Source organism: Bartonella sp. AC62GZZY (assembly GCF_042196525.1).
In the GTDB taxonomy this organism is placed as follows: domain Bacteria; phylum Pseudomonadota; class Alphaproteobacteria; order Rhizobiales; family Rhizobiaceae; genus Bartonella.
The window spans coordinates 90458-116777 of the sequence record NZ_JBHIQN010000005.1 but is presented as its reverse complement, the minus strand read 5'-3'; the positions used below and the strand labels follow the sequence as shown (position 1 = coordinate 116777).

At 35.3% G+C, this 26320-nt stretch carries 17 protein-coding genes and 3 pseudogenes; 11 read left to right on the top strand and 9 right to left on the bottom strand.

From position 1 onward, the window contains the following. Positions 1-1013 precede the first annotated feature (1013 nt). Both ACFIML_RS05205 and ACFIML_RS05200 read left to right on the top strand, forming a co-directional pair. A pseudogene (locus ACFIML_RS05205) lies at positions 1014-1262 on the top strand (hypothetical protein); the annotation flags it as partial. A gap of 124 nt (positions 1263-1386) precedes the next feature. Continuing rightward, positions 1387-1800: a hypothetical protein gene (locus ACFIML_RS05200; protein ID WP_375607004.1), complete on the top strand. Its 414-nt coding sequence runs from the start codon at positions 1387-1389 to the stop codon at positions 1798-1800. Positions 1801-3144: 1344 nt separating this feature from the next. Here ACFIML_RS05200 and ACFIML_RS05195 read toward each other — a convergent pair. Further along, a complete protein-coding gene (locus ACFIML_RS05195) occupies positions 3145-3816 on the bottom strand; it encodes a hypothetical protein (RefSeq protein ID WP_375607003.1) in 672 nt (223 codons plus the stop codon). Between the two features lie 78 nt (positions 3817-3894). Next, a pseudogene (locus tag ACFIML_RS05190) lies at positions 3895-4310 on the bottom strand (DEAD/DEAH box helicase family protein); the annotation flags it as partial. Between the two features lie 574 nt (positions 4311-4884). Here ACFIML_RS05190 and ACFIML_RS05185 point away from each other — a divergent pair. From ACFIML_RS05185 to ACFIML_RS05170, 4 genes are all read left to right on the top strand, one after another. Next, positions 4885-5493: a fumarylacetoacetate hydrolase family protein gene (locus ACFIML_RS05185; protein WP_375615091.1), complete on the top strand. Its 609-nt coding sequence runs from the start codon at positions 4885-4887 to the stop codon at positions 5491-5493. Further along, entirely contained in the window at positions 5490-6122 is a 633-nt protein-coding gene (locus tag ACFIML_RS05180) for a LysE family translocator (protein ID WP_375615090.1), read from the top strand. Before ACFIML_RS05185 ends, ACFIML_RS05180 begins: the two co-directional genes overlap by 4 nt. 783 nt (positions 6123-6905) lie before the next feature. Further along, positions 6906-8306: an amino acid permease gene (locus ACFIML_RS05175; protein WP_375607000.1), complete on the top strand. Its 1401-nt coding sequence runs from the start codon at positions 6906-6908 to the stop codon at positions 8304-8306. A 1014-nt stretch (positions 8307-9320) separates the two neighbouring features. Next, positions 9321-10712 (top strand): amino acid permease, encoded by a 1392-nt coding sequence (locus ACFIML_RS05170; protein WP_375606999.1) that lies wholly within the window; start codon positions 9321-9323, stop codon positions 10710-10712. Between the two features lie 116 nt (positions 10713-10828). On the opposite strand, the gene ilvC is transcribed toward ACFIML_RS05170, so the two are convergent. The 3 genes from ilvC to ACFIML_RS05155 form a co-directional block, all read right to left on the bottom strand. Next, positions 10829-11848, bottom strand: coding sequence for a ketol-acid reductoisomerase (gene ilvC, locus ACFIML_RS05165; RefSeq protein ID WP_375606998.1), 1020 nt, complete (start codon positions 11846-11848; stop codon positions 10829-10831). Between the two features lie 1287 nt (positions 11849-13135). Then, the gene (locus ACFIML_RS05160; protein WP_375606997.1) at positions 13136-13870 is read right to left on the bottom strand and encodes a pyridoxine 5'-phosphate synthase; all 735 of its coding nucleotides are present in this window, start codon (positions 13868-13870) and stop codon (positions 13136-13138) included. A gap of 84 nt (positions 13871-13954) precedes the next feature. Then, positions 13955-15076 (bottom strand): ATP-dependent RecD-like DNA helicase, encoded by a 1122-nt coding sequence (locus ACFIML_RS05155; RefSeq protein WP_375606996.1) that lies wholly within the window; start codon positions 15074-15076, stop codon positions 13955-13957. A gap of 1012 nt (positions 15077-16088) precedes the next feature. On the opposite strand from ACFIML_RS05155, the gene ACFIML_RS05150 reads away from it, so the two are divergent. The 5 genes and pseudogenes from ACFIML_RS05150 (at position 16089) to ACFIML_RS05130 (ending at position 19298) form a co-directional block, all read left to right on the top strand. Beyond that, positions 16089-16424 (top strand): hypothetical protein, encoded by a 336-nt coding sequence (locus tag ACFIML_RS05150; RefSeq protein ID WP_375687545.1) that lies wholly within the window; start codon positions 16089-16091, stop codon positions 16422-16424. Positions 16425-16426: 2 nt separating this feature from the next. Next, complete coding sequence (locus tag ACFIML_RS05145) at positions 16427-17014, top strand: NAD(P)-dependent oxidoreductase (RefSeq protein WP_375614619.1); 588 nt, start codon at positions 16427-16429, stop codon at positions 17012-17014. A gap of 474 nt (positions 17015-17488) precedes the next feature. Further along, a pseudogene (locus ACFIML_RS05140) lies at positions 17489-17791 on the top strand (MFS transporter); the annotation flags it as partial. A 10-nt stretch (positions 17792-17801) separates the two neighbouring features. Beyond that, entirely contained in the window at positions 17802-18452 is a 651-nt protein-coding gene (locus ACFIML_RS05135; protein ID WP_375614623.1) for an MFS transporter, read from the top strand. A 105-nt stretch (positions 18453-18557) separates the two neighbouring features. Beyond that, positions 18558-19298, top strand: a complete 741-nt coding sequence (locus ACFIML_RS05130; RefSeq protein WP_375614618.1) for a TauD/TfdA family dioxygenase — start codon at positions 18558-18560, stop codon at positions 19296-19298. A 760-nt stretch (positions 19299-20058) separates the two neighbouring features. On the opposite strand, the gene ACFIML_RS05125 is transcribed toward ACFIML_RS05130, so the two are convergent. The 4 genes from ACFIML_RS05125 to hflC form a co-directional block, all read right to left on the bottom strand. After that, on the bottom strand, positions 20059-21858 hold the full coding sequence (locus tag ACFIML_RS05125; RefSeq protein ID WP_375687542.1) for an acetolactate synthase 3 large subunit: 1800 nt from the start codon (positions 21856-21858) through the stop codon (positions 20059-20061). A 271-nt stretch (positions 21859-22129) separates the two neighbouring features. Beyond that, a complete protein-coding gene (gene miaA, locus ACFIML_RS05120; protein WP_375687540.1) occupies positions 22130-23002 on the bottom strand; it encodes a tRNA (adenosine(37)-N6)-dimethylallyltransferase MiaA in 873 nt (290 codons plus the stop codon). Between the two features lie 704 nt (positions 23003-23706). Next, positions 23707-25230 carry a Do family serine endopeptidase gene (locus tag ACFIML_RS05115; RefSeq protein ID WP_375615085.1) on the bottom strand — a complete coding sequence of 508 codons (1524 nt, stop codon included), beginning with the start codon at positions 25228-25230 and terminating at the stop codon, positions 23707-23709. A 151-nt stretch (positions 25231-25381) separates the two neighbouring features. Next, complete coding sequence (gene hflC, locus ACFIML_RS05110) at positions 25382-26320, bottom strand: protease modulator HflC (RefSeq protein ID WP_375615084.1); 939 nt, start codon at positions 26318-26320, stop codon at positions 25382-25384.

Sequence of the window (26320 nt, the reverse complement as noted above, 5' to 3'; positions counted from 1 at the left end):
TAAAAATACACAAAACAATACAGACTGCCCCCGCTTTGCATTATTCATGAAGCACTCTTTAAAAGAACTTCATGGAACCTCTAACAAGTCCACTCAAAAAAGTCACTGCCCTATAACGCTTTTAACAAAAGCACATGCCTCTGTGACCAAAGAAAAATGGCACCCAAAACCACTTTATTTTAACTGCTGAAGATCTCTCCCCCACATTTCTATGGAAAAAGACCTTTAAACAAAACTGTTTAGCCTGTCAATGGTTAATACATTAATATCCCCAGTTTAATGCTACAATATATTTATCAATAATTAGAGATAGATTCACTCTCCAGCTCCTCTAAGCCACTCAACACACATATAAACGAGACATCATGCGATCAAGAACATCCTGTCGTCAAAAACCATCATAGAAAACAATAAAGAAACCTCTTTTAAAACTTTCTACTCAAATAGGCAAAACTCTCTGTACAGCGCATTAAGCAACCGTTCTCCAAAGACAATGATCTGAGTGATCTGAACAGAAGAGTTTTGTCCAGTGCTGTCAGTGTTGTCAGTTCTTTTTAGAGCCTATATTATTTTTTTAAATGAGAGAAAATTAAAAACATTATATTTCAATAGGTTAGAGCTTTAACGATACAACCTATATCGACAATACAATCTTAAATACAATCAATAATATATTATTTGTCAGTTTGTGTCAGTAAATTGAACTGACAAAATAGACTATTTTAGTGACTCATAAAACCTATCAAAATACTCATTATGATATCTTAAAAGCACATATCAAATTTGTCTTTTTTCCATAAAACGAACAGCAAATTTCACTAGTTTGCTGATCTTATCCCATGTCATGGGCTGTGGATAAGTACCTTTAAAAACCCCTTTTGAAAAAAAATATCGGTTTTTTAGCATTTTTCTGCATTTTTTCTCAATTCGTTCAAAATGGATTTAATAAGCTTCGTTTTGATTCTTTTGATAAGAATTAACCAACTCATATGAAAACGGAGCCCTGTTGTAATATGCATCACTTTAATAAGTCTGATAATGAACATGTCACTTTACGCTCTCTCTTAGAATATTATCGTCAACGAGCAAAATCACCCCGTGAATTAGGAACCATGTTTGAAAACCTTGTCATGGCTTATTTGACAAACGACCCGCTTCAAAAACAAGAATACGAAAAGGTTCAGACTTATTTGGAATGGGCTAAGGAGCATGATGAAGATGGACGTGATATCGGCATTGATCTGGTCGCTACAATCCGTGATGATATCTGTGATGATAATCAGTCACTAAAAGACGCTGCTTAAATAACGCGTGGGCGCGGCGGGGGCACCCTCCTTTAAACATCTCATTTAAAAATTTAAATCTCTTTATAAAGGAATTGTGCTCATGCAAAAGAAGTTTGCACTCACAAATGAAACGCGTGTATTTGGTAAACATATTCTCTACCGTATTAAAGCATTAAAAGATTTTGCTGATATCAAAGAAGGTACCTTAGGCGGCTTTATTGAAAAGGAAGATAACCTCTCTCATGAGGGCAATTGCTGGGTCTATGATGAGGCTTGTGTCTATGGTCATGTAAGAGTGTATGAAAATGCAAAAATACGCCATTTTTCTCAGGTCTGTGGTCATGTCTATGGCAATGCCGAGGTCTATGGCTCTGTTTATGGAAATGCCAAGGTCTGGGGTAAAGCCTATGGCAATGCAAAATTAAACAGTCAAAGTAAAGTAAGTGTCGTTCCCAAAAAATGTGAGGTTTATGAAAACGATAATATTATCAAGATTACAGATACAGATAAATAAATGACAGGCATGGACGGCGCCTTCTTTATGGTTATAAACGCATATAAAATGCATTGCTATAAACATATCATAAAAGAGAGAGTAAAATAAAAGAAATCCGTGCCAAATGATATGACGCGGCTTTCAAAATGAATCATCCATATGGAGTAATGAGTGCATATATACAAAACGTATCATATTGCAAGCGCTCTATTATCATTATCTTTATGAAAACTTATCAAAAGGAATGTAAATGTTGCATACGATTTTTACTCACTCATTTTAACAAGAGAGCCTATAAACGCTTGTTATGGCTATCAAACGTATCAAACAAATCAAAACGCTTGGTAGCTTTATCAAAACCCGCTTTTTACATTTACGAGCGTTGGTTTTCAAAACAATCTCTCATAAGACAATAAACAACAGATTTTATCAAACGCAAGGCTTTAAAAACTGTTATAAACATCAGTTTCAAACATTTAAACATGCATTTAGAAAAGCTTTCATAAGCGTATTTTCATTTTGCACTCAAATGTAACTTCTTTGCAAATTAATCGCTCTATATTTGGCTAGCAAAATTAAGTAAAATCCCATGCCTTATGATGTTAAAATATTTTTGAATTTTGCTTGCTTATCTTTGCCTCAATAGCAGCCCCCAATTTTGGGGTGAGTAAATCACTAAGTTCATATTTTGCTCTGTGCTTTTAAACGGTAACTTTTAAAACGTTTTTTAGTACCATATCTAAGTAGATAGTATTCTACTGCTATGGCATTGTTCGTTTCCATTTTTTTGTGGAAACGAATACAGTTTCGTTTTTAAAAATTAGTATAGCTGTTGTGATGATACTATATTTATGCTTCTTACTTATCGTTTCTAAATTTTTAGAAAGCTTTTTTAAAAGCGATCTTTTCTTTAAATCCTTTTATGCAATCTTTAAAATGTTCGGTGTTATGATGATGCTGTTATAACAGCTCTCTATTTTATGCTTCTCAATTTTGAGAACTGTAATTTTATGTTTTTATCATGTGATTAACAATCCAATCATTAAAACAAGATATGATCTTTAAACGTGTGTTATCGATAATTCCAAACAATTAAATTTTAAAACAATGTGATTTGTGCTGTGATAAAAACGTGTCATAAAATTTATAAACTGTTATGAATGATATCTGCTTTTCATTTGAATGACACATGCGTTATAACATTTACATGATGATTTGCTTTTTATGGTCTATTCATACATGGCAATCTTATATAAAAAATAGTCAAATGAATCATGCATAAAAGTGTGGATTCTTAAGGGGATTCATATAAAATAATTACACTCAAACTATTGACTTTATTGTATTTTTTATTATTATATCTTATATGCTTGATAAGAGATGACCTTCGATCTCACCAACATTCGCACATAGCGTATGAAATCCACTAATCTTTTTAGAATTATCCTCTGTATAGCCATCAGGAGCCGTCAGATTTTGCGAAAGGTCAAAGGATAGCTCATTCGTCTGATCTTTTAAGATAAGATATATATAATAATTCTTTCCTGCTTCAAGATCTTGGTCAAAAGTCATCCTTCCATGCTCTGGAATGCCGTAAAAGAGGTACCTACCCCCCACATTCTCACCACCATGATAAAAGCGAAAACATGCCCCTTCATTGATCACAAGACCTTTTCTATTTTTCGGATCGGCTTCCAGAATTCTGTCAGGTTGATGAAAACGCACATCCTCTAAAAAATTAGTGGAAAGAGAACCTACATTACCTTGAAGTTCAGAAAGACTGTCACTGTTCCTCTGAGCCTTCTCTTGAACTTCTGTCAATGCACTCTTCGCTTCTTCCGCTAACACTTTTGCCTCAGAGGCGGCTGTATTCGCAGAATTTGTCGTTGCTGTCACCGTGTCTAATGAACTCCTGACCTCTCCAAGCCCTTGCTTCGTCGTATCAGCTTTTTCTTTTGCTTGCTCCGCAACACTCTTCGCTTCTTCCGCTGTTGTCTTCGCAGTCTCAGCTACTTCCTTGGCTTCTACAACCAAAGGTTCTACCTTATCCGCCTTAACCTGCGCTACTTCACAAATGATCAGATCAAATTCTGATAAACCGTATTTCTTTTAAGCATCCGAAATCACTTGGATTGATTGGTAAGTAGCAAACACCACAGTCATTGCATTTACTAATACTTTATTTTCTTTTTTCAAAGCTTTTAAGCATCAGTTGGTAGCTGATAGAGCGAGATCTGAGACATCGAGTTCGGCAGCAGCATCTTTGTTTTACGACACTTGCCAACTTATGTATCAGAATACACCACAAAGGAATGAAACGGTACTTCTGTATAGCGTGTCCATTCTCTTATTGTTTGTGACATCAAAGCCAGAAAAGGCACGAAAAACAAAACACGCTCTCCAGTTTCGGCTATTTGTTGTGCTATCTTAAAGCTGGTAAAAATCTTCTCCGTTCCACATACCATAATAAGTTTGCCACGGTCTGCTTCTTTTAAACCCTCATAGACTTTCTCATACTTTTGGATTTGTTGAAAAGTTATCCCTAATTGGTGCCCTAATTGCTTTTACGACATTCCCAGCATTTTTCTTTAAAAGCGAATTTTTTGCCTATAGAAATGCCGTTAAAATGTAGCTTTTTCTTTTCACTCTTAAGCTCCCCCCGCTGGGTGCGAGCACCCTCGCATTAGTATTCCGAGAGCCTGAAAGTATTGAACACGAAACAGATCTTTTCTTTTAGTGCTCATAGCACCTAGATATAGAAAAATATCCCATAATTCCGAGACACCAACAGAGTAGGCCATTTTTATGATCAAACTTTAGGGCTTTCAGACTCTACTGATCGCTGCGTAGATGAGTAAAATCACTCTTTAAGTAATAAAGTAATTTCAGGAAATTGGCAATCAAAATTAAAGTAATCTCAAAGACTATAAGATTGGGCACTCTTCAAAAGAGGATAATGCGAAGGGCTGTCATCGTGGTTAGTCATCACCCCACACAATGCTTCTTTTCCAGAAAACGCAAAACGCGATATAAGAAAAAATGTTGTTTGCAAAATTTTCTCTTGCCTATACAAAGAGAAAATAAAAAATTTGGAGGGCTCCCATGATAAATGACATCTACTGTGTTGGATACAATTATGTTGAACATGTTCATGAACTAGGCAATATTGTTGAAGATGAACCCGTTATCTTTAGCAAGCCAAAAAGTTCACTCGTTTTAGGCAATGAAATTTATCTTCCTAACTTTTCTAAAGAAATCCATTTTGAAACTGAAATTGTGCTCAGAATCTCAAAGGACACTTTCATGGTCACAGAGAAAGAAGCAGAAGAATGCTATGATGCCGTAGCAATAGGTCTTGATATTACCGCAAGAGACTTGCAAACAAAACTGAAAGAAAAAAAGCTTCCTTGGCTTTTATCTAAAGGATTTAAAGGAGCGGCATACGTCTCTGACTTCATAAACAAAGAAAAAATAAACAACCCAATAACCTTTACAATGAAGTTAAATGGCGAAACGAGGCAAGTTGGCAATACGAAAAATATGATCTTTAGCTTTGAGAAAATAATATCATTTTTAAGTCACTACATTCAGCTAAGGCGTGGTGATATCATATACACAGGCACTCCACAGGGCGTAGGAAAACTCTCTAAATTTGACAGAATAGAATTATATCTTGAAGCTCAATTAATCTCAGAGCTAAAAGTAGAATGAGTCATCAAATACTAACCTTTTTCATTGTTTCATTTTTTTTAGTCATCTCACCGGGACCAAACATGGCCCTTATCATCGATAATGCAACGAGATTGGGGAAAAAGAACGCATTTATGAACGTTTTAGGGTTATGTACAGCAACATATGCGCATGGAGCATTTTCCATATTAGGGGTATCAGCACTCATTCTCAACAACAAAACGCTCTTTCTTTTAGTAAAACTCATGGGAAGCTGCTATTTATTATATATGGGCTTTAAATCGATTAAATCTGGAATACACAGCTTAAATTCAAAAGAAAAAATATCAACGAATGAAAAAAGCATTGTCGGTACAACAAAGCTTTTTACCAGCTATATGGATGGTTTTTTGACACAAATACTAAATCCCAAAGTATCAATATTTTACATAGCAGCCTTTCCAAAATTCTTAGCTTCTGGCAGTAGCATTAAAAAAGGCTTTGAACTTGTAACGATACATTCCTTCAACATCTTTACATGGTTTACTTTAATGACCATTTTTATATCATTCGCAAGCGCCACTTTAAAAAAGAAAAAAATAAAAGGATACATTAATATTGCGACAGGAACAGTTTTATCTCTATTTTCTTTTTTCATTTTCTTTGGATAATGTTATTTCGATAACAAATTGTAAAGTTAATAGAGCAATCTTTTCCTGATTCTGTCTCTCACTATGAATAGCTAAATCTCTAACAGAGCTTATACAATCCCCAGTTCTTTTTTTCTTTGTATAACTGAATTACGTTGCATTTCTTTATCATACTCTCAAGGACGCTTGTGTAAACAATGTGAGTCTCTCGTAACATTTTATAAAATGTTACCAATGTCTAAACAAAATCCTTATTCATCACTTTAAAAGAAAGAACTATGATATTGTTCTTTTCCTTTGTGAAACAAAAGTAATTCCTTCTCACTTATGATAGCATCATAAAAATAAAAAAATGATTTTAGAAATCATTTAAATTTTCCATTAAAAATTGTTCTTAAATTAAGATGAGAACTCTCGAGTGCTATTTGAGTAAAAATTAAAACTCTCACCATTATGAATAATAATAAATAATGCACTGATTACAAATAATAAGTTTCAAAAAATTATAAAAACTCCTGACAACTTTCTGAAATAATTTTAAAAGCTCCACGTCTTTTAATGAACAATTTATTTGTTATTAATAACAATAAAAAGTTCCCTATTCAGATATCCGTTACGTTATTTAAGAGGAAAACATTCTCTTTTTTCAAAACCATATTCCTAAAACATATTCTTGTCTTTATCCACACAAAATCATAAAAAACGTTTTTTTCCTTTACACCTCATTTATATCATGCTTCGATACAGAATAATGCATTTTTAGTGTAATTTAATCTCAAAATAATTAAAGGGAACCCCCAAAAAATGAGCTATAAACAAAATTTAAAAGATGGTCCTCAGATGAAACTACAACGTGGCCTAGATAACCGTCACGTACAACTTATAGCCCTCGGTGGAGCTATTGGAACAGGACTCTTCATGGGATCAGGAAAAACAATTAGTGTAGCAGGCCCTTCCATCGTACTCGTTTATGCTATTATTGGATGTGCCCTATACTTTGTCATGCGTGCTATGGGAGAATTATTGCTTTCTAATTCACAGTACCGGTCCCTTATTGATTTTTCAACCGATATGCTAGGACCGGGAATCGCTTTCTTTGTAGGCTGGAGCTATTGGTTGAGCTGGGTTGTAACTGGAGCTGCAGATATTATTGCCATCATCACTTATATGCACTTTTGGTGGCCAACGCTTAATCCATGGATTGCCGTTTTTTCTTGCATTGGTTTCTTTTTAATTTTTAATCTCTTTGCCGTAAAACTATTCGGTGAACTTGAATTTTGGTTTGGTCTTATCAAAGTCGTAGCAATTTTAGCATTAATTGTTGTTGGTTTTTATATGATCGCTACGAGCTTTACTTCTCCCAATGGTACTGTTGCTTCTCTCAATCACGTATGGAACGATGGAAATATCTTTCCGCGAGGAATGACAGGTTTTTTTGCTGGATTTCAAATTGCCATTTTTTCTTTTGTTGGTATAGAAATTGCAGGAACAACTGCAGCTGAAGTCAAAAATCCTAAAAAAGTTCTACCAAAAGCAATTAATGCAATACCAGTACGTATTGTACTCTTTTACATCTTCTCTCTCATCGTGATTATGTCAGTCACACCTTGGGATCAAATTGTTCCAGATAAAAGCCCCTTTGTTTCGATGTTTTGGCTTGCTGGTATTCCGATAGCTGCTGGTTTGGTAAACTTTGTCGTTCTCACCTCGGCTGCTTCTTCGGCAAATAGTGGTATTTTTTCTACTAGCCGTATGATATATGGGCTTGCAACACAAAAAGGTGCTCCTCCAATTTTAGGTAAGCTTTCCAAATATCATGTTCCAGCCAATGCTCTATTCTTTTCCTGCTTATGTATTTTAATAGGGTATACAATTGCCTCACTCTCTCCAAGCCTCATAAGTGCTTTCACAATTGTGACGAGCATCTCAGCTATTGCATTTTTATTCGTATGGTCTGTAATTTTGGTTAGCTATATTGTATATCGTCGCAATCACCCTCATTTGCATGCTGAATCCGTCTACAAAATGCCAGGAGGAATTATCGTGTGCGGGATAATTTTAGTTTTCTTTGCTTTCATGCTCTATTTGTTAACGTTAGAAGAAGACACCCTAACAGCTTTAAAATACGGTATATTCTGGTTTATTTGCTTAGGCATAACCTATTTTACATTTGTAAAGAAAAAAATAACTCAAGGTAACAAATAAAGTCTATACATAAAACATCTCAAAAAAGGGTAATTTTAGTTACCCTTTTTCTACTTAACCTCCTCCCCAAACATCAAAAAACGACGATTCCTACCAGCGCCGGTTTGTGAACAATCCAGCTTATTAAGAGGGAATGCTGCTGATCATTTATATGGTTCACCTACATAAGGCTCTATGGGCTAGCCCTGCCCTGAATACTCACCACACATTATAAAAATACTTAATGCGTAAAAATGTTATATGCTTTATATCACTACTCTACACAACAGTATTTTACTGCACAATAAGATAAGAAACGAGCTATTCTGTAAAAAATTCTCTATAAACTTCACTGACATTGTTTACTAATAAAACATGAGATTTATCTAAAACTTTTTCCCCTCCAAAAGTTTATATTCAATTTTTTATCAAAATTAAAAATATAGCTTTAAACAGAATATATCTTAATAGCTATCTGCAATAAAAAAAGATTCTATGAAAATATTTTTCTATTTGTAATAAATTTTAAATATAAATAATTAAAGGTAAATTTTTAAATATATTTTTTAATATTTTAAATAATAGTCTAACTATTTAAACTTATTTTATTTATATATAAAGTTTTATATTTAATAAATTTGCAATTTTATTTATATTTAATATATTTAGAAATCTAAATTAATAAATAAATTTTAAATATAAAAGTTATTTATACAATAATTTACTATAAATAAATATATTAAATATAAATATTTATATAATATAAATAATAATTATATGTAATATAATTTATATTATATATAAAATATATTACATATGTATAAAATATAAAAAATCAAAAAAATGTAATAAAATTTATCTTTTGTTTCTTATATATAAAATAATTATTCCATTAATTAATAATGTTTTTGCTTTATTCTCATATAGTCATAGAAAAAAATTCCTTTACTCCCTAGCTATATCATGTTTCGATAGAAGGGATTACCTTTTTTAGGGTAATTTTATCTTAAAATAACTAAAGGGAACCTCCCAAAAATGAATAAACAAAATTTAGAAAAAAAACCTAAGAAGAAATTGCAACGTGGACTACATAACCGACACATACAACTTATAGCCCTTGGTGGAGCGATTGGAACAGGTCTCTTCATGGGATCAGGAAAAACAATCAGTGTAGCAGGGCCTTCGATTCTACTCGTTTATGCAATTATTGGTTGTGCTCTATACTTTGTCATGCGTGCTATGGGAGAGTTATTGCTTTCTAATACACAATACCGATCTTTTATTGATTTCTCAACCGATCTTCTAGGGCCATGTGCCGGATTCTTTATCGGCTGGACATATTGGTTGTGTTGGATTGTCACTGGAACTGCTGAAATTATTGCTATTGTCACTTATACACACTTTTGGTGGCCTGAACTCAATCCGTGGATTCCTGTTATAATTGGTCTTATGTCCTTTTTAATTCTTAACCTCGTCGCAGTAAAACTATTTGGCGAACTTGAGTTTTGGTTTGGTTTTATCAAAATCGTAGCAATTCTAGTCCTAATCGTTGTAGGATTTTATATGATCTTTACCGGTTTTGTCTCTCCAAACGGTACGGTTGCTTCTCTTAGCCATATATGGAACGGTGGGAATATTTTTCCGCGAGGAATTACAGGCTTTTTTGCTGGATTTCAAATTGTTATTTTTGCTTTTGTTGGCATTGAACTCGCTGGAACAGCTGCTGCTGAAGTAAAAGAGCCTCAAAAAGCTTTACCACAGGCTGTTAATTCAATACCAATCCGCATTGTATTCTTTTATATATTCTCTCTTCTTGTGATTATGTCTGTGACGCCGTGGGATCAAATCAGTCCAGAAAAAAGCCCATTTGTAACAATGTATGCACTTATTGGTATTCCAACTGCTGCAGGTTTGATGAACTTTGTTGTCCTCACAGCAGCCGCATCTTCAGCAAATAGTGGAATCTTTTCTACCAGCCGTATGATATATGGGCTAGCAACACAAAAAGGTGCTCCTAAGTTTTTAGGAAAACTTTCTCGTAACCACGTTCCAGCCAATGCATTATTCTTTTCATGTTTATGCATCTTATTTGGTTATGCCGTTGTATCGTTATCTCAAACACTCATAGCTGCTTTTACAATTGTTACGACAATTGCCGCAACTTTGTTTATATTTGTATGGTCTATCATTTTGATCAGCTATATCGTCTATCGTCGCAATCGTCCTCTCCAACATACTGTCTCTCCTTATAAAATGCCAGGAGGTGTTGTTATGTGTTGGGCGCTTCTTATTTTCTTTGCATTCATTATTTATTTATTGTCATTAGAAGCTGACACTGCCATAGCTTTAAAATATACTCCAGCGTGGTTTATATTTTTAGGGATTGTATACTTTCTTTTTGGAAGAAAGAATTATGCAAAAAATTAAAAAATAAAGCTTATGTTGCCAAAAACATATAAAAAAGGGTAACTAAAGTTACCCTTTTTTTTGATATTTATCTATAAAATTATAAAAGCTATTGATCAAATATCTCTGTAGAAGCTTCAATTACGCTCTTTATCAACCAAAGCGTTAGATTTTATCCAAGGCATCATAGAACGAAGTTTTTTACCAACTTCTTCAATAGGATGATTATCATTTAAACGCCGCATACTTTTAAAATGAGCAGCACCAGCCTTATATTCTTGAATCCAATTCGATGTAAATTTACCCGTTTGAATATCTTTCAATATACGTTTCATTTCTGCTCTGGTTTTATCCGTAATCACACGTGGACCAGAGATATATTCACCCCATTCAGCTGTATTAGAGATCGAATAATTCATATTTGCAATGCCCCCTTCATACATGAGATCAACAATCAGTTTCACTTCATGTAAACACTCAAAATAAGCCATTTCTGGTGCATAACCTGCTTCCGTTAATGTTTCATAACCAGCTCGAATCAATTCAACAAGACCTCCACAGAGAACCGCTTGTTCACCAAAAAGATCAGTTTCGCACTCTTCTTTAAAAGTTGTTTCAATCACCCCAGCACGTCCACCACCAAGACCACATGCATAAGATAATGCTACATTATGAGCATGCCCTGAAGCATCTTGCGCCACCGCTATTAAGCAAGGAACACCACAACCCCGTTGGTATTCATGACGAACTGTATGCCCTGGACCTTTAGGAGCAATCATCACAATATCAACGTTTTTTTTAGGTTCAATCAAGCCAAAATGAATGCTCAAACCATGCGCAAAAGCAATCGCTGCCCCATCGTGTAAATGATCATGAATATGTTCCTTATAAATATCAGCTTGCAATTCATCTGGCGTTGCCATCATGATGAGATCTGCCCATTTTGCTGCTTCAGCAACACTCACCACTTTAAAACCATCAGCCATGGCTTTTTTAACTGTTTCCGACCCTGGACGCAAAGCTATTTGCACATTTTGGACACCGGAATCTTTCAAATTTAAAGCATGCGCACGCCCTTGAGAACCATAACCAACAATGGCTACTTTTTTCCCTTTAATGAGATTAACATCCGCATCACGATCATAATAAACACGCATAAAAAAATTCCTTCTTTCTCTATTTAAACTGGATTTCAGATTACTTTTATTCAATAAGAAACATTATCTACAGTGCATCACACACTTATAAAGACAAAAAACACCGCTTATAAGAACACAGCAATTGAATAATTTTAAAGTTTACATATTGCATAGAAAAAACTGTAGTCCCCAAACATTCCTAAAACATATACGGATCCCCAAATAAACTTCAACTGCTATTCTACAAAAACAATAATTACACAAAATAAGATTTCTAAAGAAAATTTAGCTAATATTCTACTCTTTTATCGTGCAACAAAACGCTATATTCTAAAAATTAAGATACAACACACAATTTTTAACATGAACCAAATCAATATAGATAGCAAGAAAAATTACAAAATAACAAGTATTGTTTTAGTACAACCTTCAAAAGCATACACAGCAATATCTTTAGAATAATAGAGAAGACGCTTTTACTTGTTACATTCTTTAATAACCACGCCTCTCACGCAAAACAGAATGCCATTGTGTTATTCATTCATGCGCTTATTAAAAAATTCTTAATGCGCTCGAACTCTTTTCAATAGTCCTCTATAATAATCTAAGATTTATCGTACACGCCCCCCTTTACTTTATAAAGTTACAAGTTGATATCATCATTCTATTTTCTCGCTCCCAATATTGCAATAGCTCATATTACATTGAGCCTATTCATAAAAAGCATTTTGTGACTTTAAATCTGTTCGATGAAATCATCCCCCTTGCGCATCACAAGCAGAATTGCATGTGAATATGTCTTATGAACCATCGCATGGCAAAAGCTGCCGCAACATTAAACGAGCCCAAAAATGAAGACGATAACTTATATCTTTATGACGTAAAATGGTGATGCATAAGAGGTTTTACGTTACACTTTTCACAAGTAACACTGTGAAATAAGCTCAAACATATTAAAAGATATCTCTCAAACACCTTATGACGCTCAATAAATTTTGTGCACTGATCCATTTAAATTTCTTCGCCAATCCCTTATAAGAAAAATACTCTAAAAAACTATATTCCTTCGAAAAAATTATAGTAAGTAGATTTGGTAAAATTTCCTCATAATGGATGGTATATAAAAAGCATTTCATACCCTAAAAAACACAAAAAATAGAAAGCTACTAATAAACAGAGGAAAATAGAATATTTTATAATGTACGCTAATAGTGCTATTTATCTCAACATATATAAAATTGTTTTTTTAGATAAATTGATAAAGCTTTATAAAAATTTTTTCCCAATTTTATAGAGAAACAAAGATTACGATAATAACCGGATAAAACGCTGAACAGTATCATGCATTCCATACTCTAATGCATCAGCAATAAGCCCATGGCCAATAGAAACCTCATCAAGCCAAGGAATACTTTTGACCAGAGCAGGAAGGTTCATAAGTGTCAGATCATGCCCAGCATTCATACCTAACTGCAACTCTTTAGCTCTTCTTGCTGCTAAAACAAGTTTATTGAGCTCTTGATCTTGTTTTGTTTTATCCTGAAATTCACCACCATAAGGTCCCGTGTAAAATTCCACACGATCAGCACCCATTGCTTTAGCAATATCAAGACCATCGACAGCAGGATTAGCAAAAAGGGATACACGAATCTTTCTTTTTTTTAAATTCTGAATAATAGGTGCTAAAAATTCTGCATCATGAGCAAAATTCCACCCATGATCAGACGTTGACTGATCTGGATCATCAGGAACAAGGGTAATCTGGTCCGCATAATTTTCAGCGATATCCAAAAATTGATCACTTGGATAACCTTCAATATTAAACTCAGCCGTAGGAAAATTGTTCTTTATTAAACAGTATATATCTGACAAATCCGCAAAACGAATATGCCTTTCATCAGGGCGTGGATGAACCGTCAAACCTGCTGCTCCAGCAGCAAGCGCTATATGCCCAATATTTGTTATACTTGGCCACGGAAGATTACGTCGATTACGCAAAACAGCAACAGCATTAAGATTAACCGAAAGTTTTACCGCCATGCCCATTTCCATTTTTTTATAGTGTGTAACAAGATAGAAAAAAGGCATTTTCTATCTGAAACTGGGATGATACACACATTTTCTCTATCGAACAATCGTTAAATGCTCTGCTGCGCGGGTAATTCCCGTATAAAGCCAGCGTGCATACATATCACGAAATGCAAAACTTTCATCAAACAAAACGACGTTATTCCATTGAGAACCTTGCGCCTTATGAACCGTTAATGCATACCCATAATCAAAATCATCATATCGCTTTTTTAATTGCCATGAAATTTCTTGATCAGGGTTTTCAAACGCTGCTTTTAAAAGTTTAATCTTTGCTACCCCACGCTCACTTTCTTCTGGTTTCACAAGAAGATTAATACTTGGTTTAACGGTCTCCTTCTGTGAAGTCATCACCTTCCATAAAGAGCCATTCAACAAACCTTTAATGGGATCATTTCGCAAACACACCAGCTTATCTCCCGCTTGCGGATAATCTGCTGTAAATCCCTTTAACACACGCAAACGCTGATTATAAAGGTGGCGTGTACGATTAACCCCTACCAAGACCTGATCAGCATCCAAAACCAATTGTTGATTGACCTCTTTACGTGTAACAACGCGCGCTTCTCCATAGTCACCATAAGCAATATCGCGTCCTTCGCGCACGTCCATAGCAAGACGTATAATCGGATTATCTCGCGCTTGCCGATGAATTTCTGAAAGAAGAAAATCTGGTTCTCCATTAGAAAAAAAGCCTCCACCAGATATAGGAGGCAATTGACCTGGATCACCAAGAACAAGAATTGGCGTTCGAAAACTCATTAAATCACGCGCCAATTTTTCATCGACCATCGAGCACTCATCAACAATAATGAGTTTAGCTTGTGCAGCAGCACTTCTTCGATTTAACGTAAATGTTGGGGCAATAGACTTTTTTCCTGTTATTTCATCGGAAACTTCCTCTTCTCCACGTGGACTATAAATTAGCGAATGAATAGTACAAGCATTGCTTGCACCTTTAGAACGCAAAACCTGCGCCGCCTTCCCTGTAAAAGCAGCAAATTGAACAGAACCATCAACTGTCTCTGCAAAATAGCGTGCAAGCGTCGTCTTACCCGTTCCCGCATAGCCAAAAAGGCGAAAAAGAGGAGAACGCCCTTCCCTCAACCACGCGGCAACAGCCTTCAATGCATTATCCTGTTCCCGTGAAAACTGCATAGTTTACCAATATAAGTTTTGCATAAAAAGAGCAGTATTTTGAAAAAAACCGACTATAAAAAAAAACTTTTTTATTAAGAATTGCTGATACACGCCCATCTAACAACTTTCGTAGCACAATTATCAATTATTTACCCATTACTTTTTCAAGATAGTGTAACAATCTAAATTTTATCTATACATCGATCTTCTTGGTAATACCTTATACTTATCGAATAAAATATCATTTTTTACAATAGTAACACCAACAATGGAATATGCATATCTTAAAGTTAAAATAACACCTAGTATACGCTTTTTATAACCAAAATTTAGAATGAGAAAAAGAGCATTGCCTTTGCAAAACCCTAGCTAGAAAAATGTCCTTAACAGGATAAAAATAATGTAATTTTATGAATACTATTTTACACAAAAAATCAGCTTTCTTGCACATAAAAATAAAGTATATCTACTATTCTGAAATAATAATTAAATATATTAAAAACATTTTGGCAGAAATAAAAATAGCTCTCAACAAAACTACTTAATCCTATGATGATACACCTCTAAAGTTCCTATTTCCCTCTTATCATGATTTTAATAAATTTACTCTTCATGCTACAAATAACGCTTATATGAAGCACGCTTTATCTTGCACAAATATGGAGCTTTTTCTGTTTCAACAATAAAATATGGTTCGTAAATATGTCCTTCTTGATAGTCTATTATAAGAAAACTGGAACATGGTTTCAGTCCAGCGTAGCACTTCAGGTTTGTCCTCTAGAATATGAGAAAAGCGCAATTTTCCATCTACTGAGTCAAACTTTTTCTTTTTGTCGCAATGTTTTAAAGTTTATAAAAACTAACTGATTAATGCTATTCTTATTGCTATAAAATAACAATGAAATCAAGGGGGATAATTTGTTAATAGGCTTGGCGTTGTGCCAAAATATCAGCGGTAATATTGCTTTTTGTTTGTTTTAGAAATGAAATAATGAACTCAAATATTGATGAATGAAACAGGAGGTTTAAATTGAAAATATTAATTCCAGACGACTATCAAAAAGCCACCCTAACATTACAGTCTATTACAAAATTAATGAAATCACATGAAGTGCTAGTTATAAATAATTTAGCTAAAGAATGTGATTTAGAAGATAAGCTCAAAGGGATCGATATTCTGATCTTAATCAGAGAACGGACTATAGTTGATAGAAATCTTCTCCTAAAACTGCCAAATTTAAAATTGATCTGCCAAACAGGCCCTATAGGTTCACATATTGATATAGAAGCTTGTAGAGACTTGGGAATTGAAATATTAGAGGTAGTGGAGATCCAACTTCTGCTGCTGAATTTGCGTGGCTCTTAATTATGTCTGCGCGTAGAAAACTCTGTAAATCTGTATCTGATATAAAAAAAGGACGATGGCAAACAACATTTGGCAACCAAATGAAAGGAGCTACTCTTGGAATATTCGGGTTTGGGCGTATTGGTAAAATGGTTGCTCAATATGCTCAAGCTTTTGGCATGTCCATTTTGGTTTATGGGAGCGAGCGTTCAACGCAAGAAGCAAAAAATTTAGGTTATCATTTTACGCATTCAAAAGAAGAATTTTTTACACGTCCTGACGTTATATCCGTCCATTTACGTTTAAGCGATAAAACCAGAGAAATCATAAAATTAGATGATCTATTGAGCATGAAAACTCATGCTATTTTTGTCAACACAGCGCGTTCAGCTTTGGTTGAAAAAGGGGCGATAGAAAAAATACTAAGTTTGGAAAATTCAACTTACTTTGCACTGGATGTTTATGACAGCGAACCAGTATATGAGAGCAAATTATTGCAATCAGATAGAGTTCTTTGCACACCGCATCTGGGCTATGTGACTGAAGAAAGCTTTGAGAATTATTTTGAAAAAGCTTGCCAAAATATAGCTTCTTTTATGAAGAGCACTTAATGCCGGCTGAGCCAATGTTTGTAAAATTTATCTTATATCGCTAGCGTATCAAGTTTGCATTACACATAATAGCGTATTTCCTTAAATTAAGCATATTCCTTAATTTTCATATTCATACCAATCGTATTGACAGATTTTTTATGTAATCAGCATAAAATACCTAATTTATTGTTCCAAGCATTATTAAAAAAGGCTACTTCATTGGAATACACTTTAATTGGAGGGGGACTGAGTGAGCAATAATAAAATTATAGAAAAAATTATTATAGATGGATTATATCGCTTGTTGCCACGATCGCTCAAGCATCAGCCTGCTTCTTTGTTCAAAGGATTGGTCCTTTAGCTGAATTTTTTAAGAATGATTTTTCGCTTAGTGACTCTCAGATAGGTTTGCTGTCTTCAGCAGCGCAGTTCCTACCTATTATTGGGTTAATTGTAGCAAGCTAATTACTAGACAAGTTTAACAAGCGCTATATTGTTGGAGTTGGCGCGGTCGGCGTTTCTTTCGCTCTTTTGTTGGGAGCAATTGCAGATAACTCTATTTCCCTTTTGGTCTGTTTACTAATTGTAGAGGGATTTTATAGTTCTGCTCAACCTGGTGGCGCTAAATCCGTTTCGTCATGGTTTCCACAATCGCAGCGCGGATTTGCAATGAGAATAAAGCAGGCGAAGCTACCATTAAGTGTGGGGGTATTAGCTGGGATAGTTCTTCCTGCGAGTGCGCTTATCTATGGCATACAAGGTGCGTTTTTGGTCGGTGCCATCGTTTCTTTTTTAGGGGGGATGTATATTTATTATTTTTTATCACTCACCAACAAAAGTTGTAGCTATCGCTCCAGAAAGCAAAGCAAAAGTTTCGTTCTATGCAAATGTAAAGTCTCATCTTGCGATGTTAACTGCACCACATATGAAGAATATTATTTTTTCAGGCGTTTCACTTGTGATCGTTCAATATGTTTTAACCATTTTTATAACGATTTATTTTTATAGAATCTATCACCTGTCTTTAGATAAAAGTGCTTATTTGTTTTTTGTTTCACAGGCTTCTGGTGCCTTAGGAGGAATTATTTTAGCAGCGTGGAGTGATCATTGTAGAAAAGGACGATTTTTTCCTGTCTTGTTTTGCATGATTGCAGTCGTTTTTGGATTTTTAATATTAATTTTGGGCATAAGTGGATCCATAATTTATTTAACTATTTTATCTGCTTGGTTAGGTTTTTTTGGATTAGGATGGTATGGCCCTTGGGTCGCCTATATTGTATACTCTTCACCGAAAGAAAGCGTTGGCTTTTCTCTGGGTTTAGCAATGTCTGTAAATCAAATCGCAATTATTACTGCTCCACCATTATTTGGATTAATCCAAGATTTTACAGACACTTATTTACTAACATGGCTGATTTTAATTATTGTTTTTTCACTTTTCTTAATAAGAAAGTAGGGAAAAATAATTGGGGAGGAAATTATAATGATCAATGAAAATACTTTTGAGTTGAGCTAAAAAATAGCATTTTCGCTGCTACCCCATAGAATATTGGCAATTCTGATGAATCAAAAGGTATCTATTACCCCTAAACCATATTTAATCTTTGAAAATCTTCCAATTGATAGACAAATTAATACGTCACCTAATCCTTATAATTTAGATGCGTCTTGTAAAAGTGGCTATATTAGCGAAAATTTAATTATGATGTTTTCTTTATTGATTGGAGAGCCTTATGCAATTAAGTTTGAAGGCGAACATATAGTCAATAACCTAGTTCCTTTAGAGGATAATAAAAAAGATTATACAGGATTAGGATCTGAAGTTGAGTTAGATTTTCATATAGAAAATGCTGCACTAAAATTTATAACGGGTTTAAATTTATCTCCTAAAGGGATCCTTTTATCTGGTGTTCGCAATGATGTTGATGGTCCGTTAACGAGAATATCTGATGCACGTCTCGCTCTAAAACTTTTAAGTGAGGAGGATTTGAGGAACTTAAGGGATAATTTATATATAATTAATGTTCCCTATAGATGGAGAAGAAATGGAGTAACCTCTACAAGTAAAGTGCCCCTCGTTCAAGGGGACGGTGAATTCCCAGATATCAGCGCTGTTTTTTATCCGGGCATGTTAGAGCCACAGTCAAAAAAAGCCAAGGAAGCTTCAGATCATTTTAAGGCTGTATCTTTTGGAATTGATGTACAACAGGGAAGATTATTATACATTGATAATAGAATGGCTCTACACTCTAGAGATAAATTTTTTGGATCATTTGATAGTTATGAAAATCCAATGCGATAGATTCAAAGAGTGTTTGGTCTGCAGATTTATGGAATCATAGATATGTAGAACAAATAAAAGAAAGAGTATTTAATTTTCAATGTTAATGTCCTGATAATGATATAATGGTGAGTATTATTCTGGTTTATATATATTGACGATACATCTCATATGTATAGATTTTTCCCGCATAATCAGGTGAGGTTACTAGCTAATTATAAGCTATGGTGGCCAATTGATTTTCTATGGCTGCATTCGCTTTTTGTTATTTTCGCCATTCCTTTCAAGCCTCTAGGGGGATTTTCCTATCAAGCCCTTGAAAGAGCTATTTGGAGTAGTTTCATAATGCAAAACCAAAACATAGTGACAAACTTTTCTATTGTTTTCACAAGTATGACGGTTTGCATGGTTGCACCCTTCAAGCATGGTGGCTTTTTTTCTTGCACGATGAAATCTTTCATATATGAGACAACATAATTAATTTATAACAGATAATTCAATGTATTATCTAAAAAATGCAACGATATAGCTATTAATGTGAACATATGAATTTAAAAAAAACAAACATCGCGTACAAATAAATTCAAACATAATTTGGCACACGACTTATAACATTTTTTAGATAAACAAATAATAATACACCCTATGTCTTTAAACACAGAATGAAAATAATAAAATGAGTTCTAAGAATAATAGAAACTCTCCACAAAGAAGAGACAGAGATGAAGCCTCCAAAGACTTCATCATCACCATCCTTCACCATTTTGTTAACATATTCATTTTATACAAGAATCTTTCCCTCGGAAGAAATAGCATTTGCAATAGCTTCTTCGCTTGCTTCATCGGGTAATAACATCTCATTATGGGCACATCCCGATGGGATCATAGGAAAACAGTTTTCTAAATGATAAACACGACAATCAAAAAGAACAGGCTTATCACAATCAATCATCTGCTGAATTTTATCATCAAGTTCATCGGGTTTTGAACAATGAATCCCTACCGCTCCATAAGCTTGTGCCAATTTCACAAAGTCAGGCATAGATTCCGTATAAGAATGAGAAAGACGATTACCATGCAGCAATTGCTGCCACTGGCGGACCATTCCCATATACTGATTATTTAAAATGAAAATTTTCACCGGTGTGTCATGCTGAATAGCTGTTGCAAGCTCTTGAATATTCATCTGAATGGAGGCATCACCAGAAATACATACAACAAGCGCATTAGGATGCGCTATTTGAACACCTATAGCAGCAGGTAAACCATACCCCATCGTTCCAAGACCACCAGAAGTCATCCAGTGTTTTGGTTCATCAAAATGATAATACTGCGCTGCCCACATCTGATGCTGCCCGACATCCGTTGTAATATAAGCATTCGCATCTTTGGTAAGAGCATAAAGTCGTTCAAGAGCATATTGCGGCATAATGACATCTTTTTTCTCCGCATATGCCAATGAATTACGAGCTTTCCAACGGTTAATTTGCGTCCACCACGCCTCACGGACTTCACTGTTAAACGCTGGTTGTTGTATCTTTAAGAGTTGCGTCATATCTCCTAAAACACAAGCCACATCACCAATAATTGGAACTTCTGCTTTTACAATTTTATTGATAGAAGAAGGGTCAATATCAATATGAATAATACGCGCATGAGGTGCAAATGCATCAAGGCGCCCCGTGATACGATCATCAAATCGTGCTCCAACAGCTAACATGACATCACAATCATGCATGGCCATATTAGCCTCATAGGTTCCATGCATTCCAAGCATTCCAAGCCAATTTTTATCGGAAGCAGGATAAGCACCAAGTCCCATTAATGTTGAAGTAATCGGAAAATCCCCCAATTGAACCAAATTACGTAAAAGCTGTATAGCTTTCATCCCTGATGAAATAACACCACCACCAGAATAAATAATAGGACGTTTTGCCTCAACTAAAAGAGAAACGGCAGATTCAATAGCCTTAGTATTCCCTTTCAACGATGGAAAAGAATGTAAAGACTCCTGAACTTGAGGTGCTCTATAAAATCCTGAAGCAAATTGAACATCCTTAGGAATATCAATCAAAACCGGCCCAGGACGACCTGATTGAGCAAGAGAAAAAGCTTCATGAATAATAGCTGCAAGATCATTGACATTTTTAACCAGCCAATTATGCTTCGTACAAGGCTTTGTAATTCCAACTGTATCTGCCTCTTGAAAAGCATTTGTTCCAATCACCGTTGTTGACACCTGCCCAGAAAAACAAATAAGAGGTATCGAATCCATAAGAGCATCTTGCAAAGGTGTAACAGCATTCGTTGCCCCTGGACCAGAAGTCACAAGCATAACCCCTACCTTCCCTGTGCTACGTGCATAGCCTTCAGCCGCATGCCCTGCAGCTTGTTCATGACGCACCAAAATATGCTGGAGTGTATCTTGGTGATAAAGAACATCAAAAATAGGCAAAACAGCCCCACCAGGATAACCAAAAATATGTTCAACGCCTTGATCTATAAGAGCTTGAACCACTATTTCAGCGCCCGACATTATTTTTCCATCTGCACTCTCTTGCTTTCTTGGATCATTTCTCATTTTTCCCACTCACCTACTTTATAGGACAATAAAAAAAGCCCCTAACGGAGCCCATAAAAAAAGCCCCCAAAGGAGCCTATTACACAACACATACTGTATGATTACCCCCATTATTCCAACGTATAAAATATATAAAAAATTCCTTGTAGAGAGATTTTTAATTCCATTGATACCATTCGTCAATAAAAAATTATATTTTCTAAAAAATTTCTTTTTCACGAATTATCTTTTATCTTTCGATAAGTTTTTTTGCAAAGCTATAACTCTTTTATCAAAAAGTAAGCATCCATTCTTCATCAAATTGATTACGAAACCATGTCATTTGTCTTTTTGCATATCTCCTCGTTTGTATTTTTACCGCTTCAAGAGCATTCTCAAAGCTTCTATATCCATCCAAATAAGCCATAAATTCAGGTACACCAATAGCCTTCATTGCTGGTAATGAAGGGGAAAGTTTAAGTTTTTTCATAGCCACCACTTCTTCTAAAGCTCCTCTTTCAATCATAGAATCCAAGCGTTTATGAATACGTTCATAAAGCAGAGGACGTGGTGGCATGAGAAGAATTTTTTCGGTCAAATTCGGCGCAATGATAGGTGTTGTTTTTTGTTTCTGCCACCAACTGAGCGTCTTACCGGTTGCATCATAAACTTCCAAAGCACGGACAATACGCTGTCTATCGTGCGAAGAAATTTTTTCAGCAACATCAGCATCAATCTGTAACAACTGGCCATAAAGACTTTCAGGTCCTTCTTGATCAAGCAGCAGACGCCATTTCTGCCGCACAACATCTGGAACATGAGGAATTTCCGCAATCCCTTCCAAAAGAGCACGAAAATAAAGTCCTGTTCCGCCAACAAAAATAACTGATCTCAAAGAAAAAGTAGCCAATAGCTTCTCAACATCACACAACCATTGCCCTACTGAGTAATTCAACGTAGGACTCACATGACCATAAAGATAATGGGGAACAATCGCAGTATAAGCCTCTCTCGGCCGTGCTGTTAAAATATTTAAAACATCATAAACCTGCATTGAATCAGTATTAATAATGAAAGCATTTTTTTCTTTAGCCATTTGCAAGGCAAGTTCTGACTTCCCACTTGCCGTTGGCCCCGCTATTAATGTAACTGTTCTCTGTGTCATGAATAGCAATTTCTCCCAATCAATAACTTATTGCAACATGCAGACACCCCCAAAGCCACTGTATTTTCTCTCCATGATCATAGAGTAAATACTTCAAACAAAAATACGAACACAAATTCTCTTTAATACAAAGAAAATCCTATGAAACTTATAAAAAAGAAAAAATGGACTTAATAACAACACCAAAGGAATTTCCAAGCATTTTTTGCTATCATAATTCAATAACAAACCACAGCTATAATAATTCTGTCCGTTAATGCCATTAAAAACATACTCTTTGTCATCATTTATGAAAATAATACTGAGTTTAATCTATACAATCAAATAGCTTTATTTTTTCCTATAAAAATAGCATGCTACGCCGGTTTATAATCAGAGCCTTATAAAGCATCATATCAATACCATTTACTTGCGCATCACAAGCAGAGATAAAAATGGACTTAAGAAAGGTGTACCAATATCTCTTATGCAGCATTTCAAAGTCTAGGCTGTTACAATATTGATAACTGAAAAATACTATGATGGCACCAATTTATACTTTATATCCAGCATAAAGATATAATGATTTCCTATAGATTTTATATTGCACACCCCATGCTCTCTATCGTGAAATGAGCTTGAGAAACATTGAACATCACATGCCTGACTTGCAAAAGACCCCATATACTAAAGCTGCTAAAAAACAAAAAATAATTTTTCAAACATCAATCCATTAAAATCGTTACGAACCGTAACTCTCCATCTGGACGCGCAACAATAAAGAGAGCATTTTTTCGTCCAGCTTCACGTAATTTATGAATACGTCTCTTAGCCTCATCAATTGTTGTGATAGAACTCTGATTGATATCAACTATCACTTCACCAACGCGAATACGCTTTTTATCCGCTGCACTATTTTGTGCAACAGCTGTCACCACTAGTCCTCGAAGTTTATCTGAAATTGAATAACGATGACGCAAATCCTCTGTCAGTTCAGATAACGTCATGCCCATAAATTGCATTGTCACGTTTTTCGACAGATCTTGATTTTTTTTATCATCAACTTCTTCTGTATCTTCATTTGGATCTGTTTCAATCAAACGTCCAAGCTTAACTTTTACTGTTTCTTCTTGCCCATTGCGTAAAACAGTAACGTCCACCACTTTTCCTTCTGAACTTTCTGCAACTAAACGCGGCAAATCACGTGCATGCTTAATTTTGGAATTACCAAAGGAAAGAATAATATCTCCAGTTTGTAACTGGCTATTATCTACATTATTTTCTTTCGTCTGTTCTATTTTACCAGCCACCAATGCTCCCACAGCATTGTCCAATTTTAAACTTTTTGCAATATCCTCTGTTACCGGCTGAATACGAATAGCCAACCAACCACGCCTTATTTCTCCAAAATCACGCAATTGATTAATAACAGAAAGAGCCATATCCGATGGAATAGCAAATCCAATACCGATAGATCCTCCAGAAGGTGAAACAATTGCTGTATTAATGCCAATAACTTCACCATTTCTATCAAATAACGGACCACCAGAGTTGCCTCGATTAATCGCTGCATCTGTTTGAATAAAATTATCATAGGGACCAGCATTAAGGTCACGGTTACGTGCAGAAATAATGCCAACTGTTACACTTCCACCAAAACCATAAGGATTTCCAATAGCCATAACCCAATCACCAATACGTGCCTTTTCTGAATCACCAAAACGCACAGCCTTTAATTTTTTACTTCCTGCATCGACTTGAAGCAAAGCCAAATCAGTTTTGCTATCCTTTCCAAGAAGCTTTGCCTTTAATTTTGTTCCATCCGTAAAATTAACTTCAATATCATCAGCATCAACGATAACATGATAATTTGTAACAATAATCCCTTTTTGCGCATCAATCACAAAACCAGACCCTAAAGAACGCACCTTTTGAAATTGACTATCTTTTTGACCATCTTTAGGTGTAAAGAAATCACTAAAATATTCCTCCAACAATGAATCTTTTGGGATAATGGGTACCGCAGTATTTTCATCCTGTTCTGTTCCTTCAACAGTCTGTGCTGTGGAAATATTCACAACTGTTTCCAAAAGCTCAGAAGCTAAATCAGGAATAGAAAGCAATGCCTTGCTTGTCTCGGCTCCCCAAGACAAACTCATTGATCCTGATAGGAACAAAGTCACACAAAAAACAACTCTTGTGATAAAAAACTTCAAAAACGTACTTTTACTCACGACACTTCTATCCATGATATGCCTTTAACCAAAGCCGTAAAGAGCCCTACTAAATTTATCTATGTAAAACCCGCACGGCTCGATACTCTCTACCACTTTTATCATAAAAGAAAATGCTCACAGATTATTCTTTTCATGCAAAATCTCGGATCTGCAATCCGTTATTTTATCTATTCTCTCCTGATTTTGAATCAGTTTTACTAAGTCCAGTATTCATTGTCGGTAAGAATGCTTTATTTGCCTGCGGTGGATTACGAAAATAGAAAAAGAAATCCTCATTTGGAGAAATCACCATCGGTGTTTTCTCTAAATTCTTGTATTGTTCCATCGCCAACCAAAAATCGTAAAAAGACGGATTAGCCTCCCGCGCATTCAATAAAAGACGAATACTTTCAGCTTGACCTTCACCACGGGTAATTTCAGCATCACGTTTTGCAGCTGCTACGATTTCTTCATATTCACGATTAGCTTCTGCCACAATACGATCTCGTTCCTGCTGACCACGAGCTCGAATATTTTCCGCAGCAGCTTCACGTTCAGCTGCCATTTGCCGATAGACATCTTCTGAAACAGCATCGGTCAAATCGGTTTTACGAATACGCACATCAACAATGGTAATACCCAACGAGCCTGCATCTACAGAAAACTGCTTCTGTACCTCAGCCATCATCGCTCCTCGTTCATCCGATAAAGCTGCTTTAAATTCTCGCTTACCATAAACAGCACGCAAAGCGTCAATAAACCGTGGTGCAAGGTTTTCACGTGCCGCAATTTGTGGACGCCCAGAAGCAATGCGCTGTAAAAACAACTTAGGATCTGTAATACGGTAAATAAAGAACGCATCCACCTCATAATACGCACCACCACGAACCTGTACAGATTGTGTAGGAACATCGTAACGCAATAACCGATTATCAACAATGATCATCTTATCGATAAAGGGCGCCTTGAAATAGATTCCAGGATTAGATTCTACCTGAACAATTTGTCCAAAACGCTTAATTGCTACTTGTTGACGAGGATAGACGATAAAAACGGACATCCACAAAATCATCAAAACAAACACTATAGCACTAAAAACAAACAAAAAGCGAGATTGCTGCAT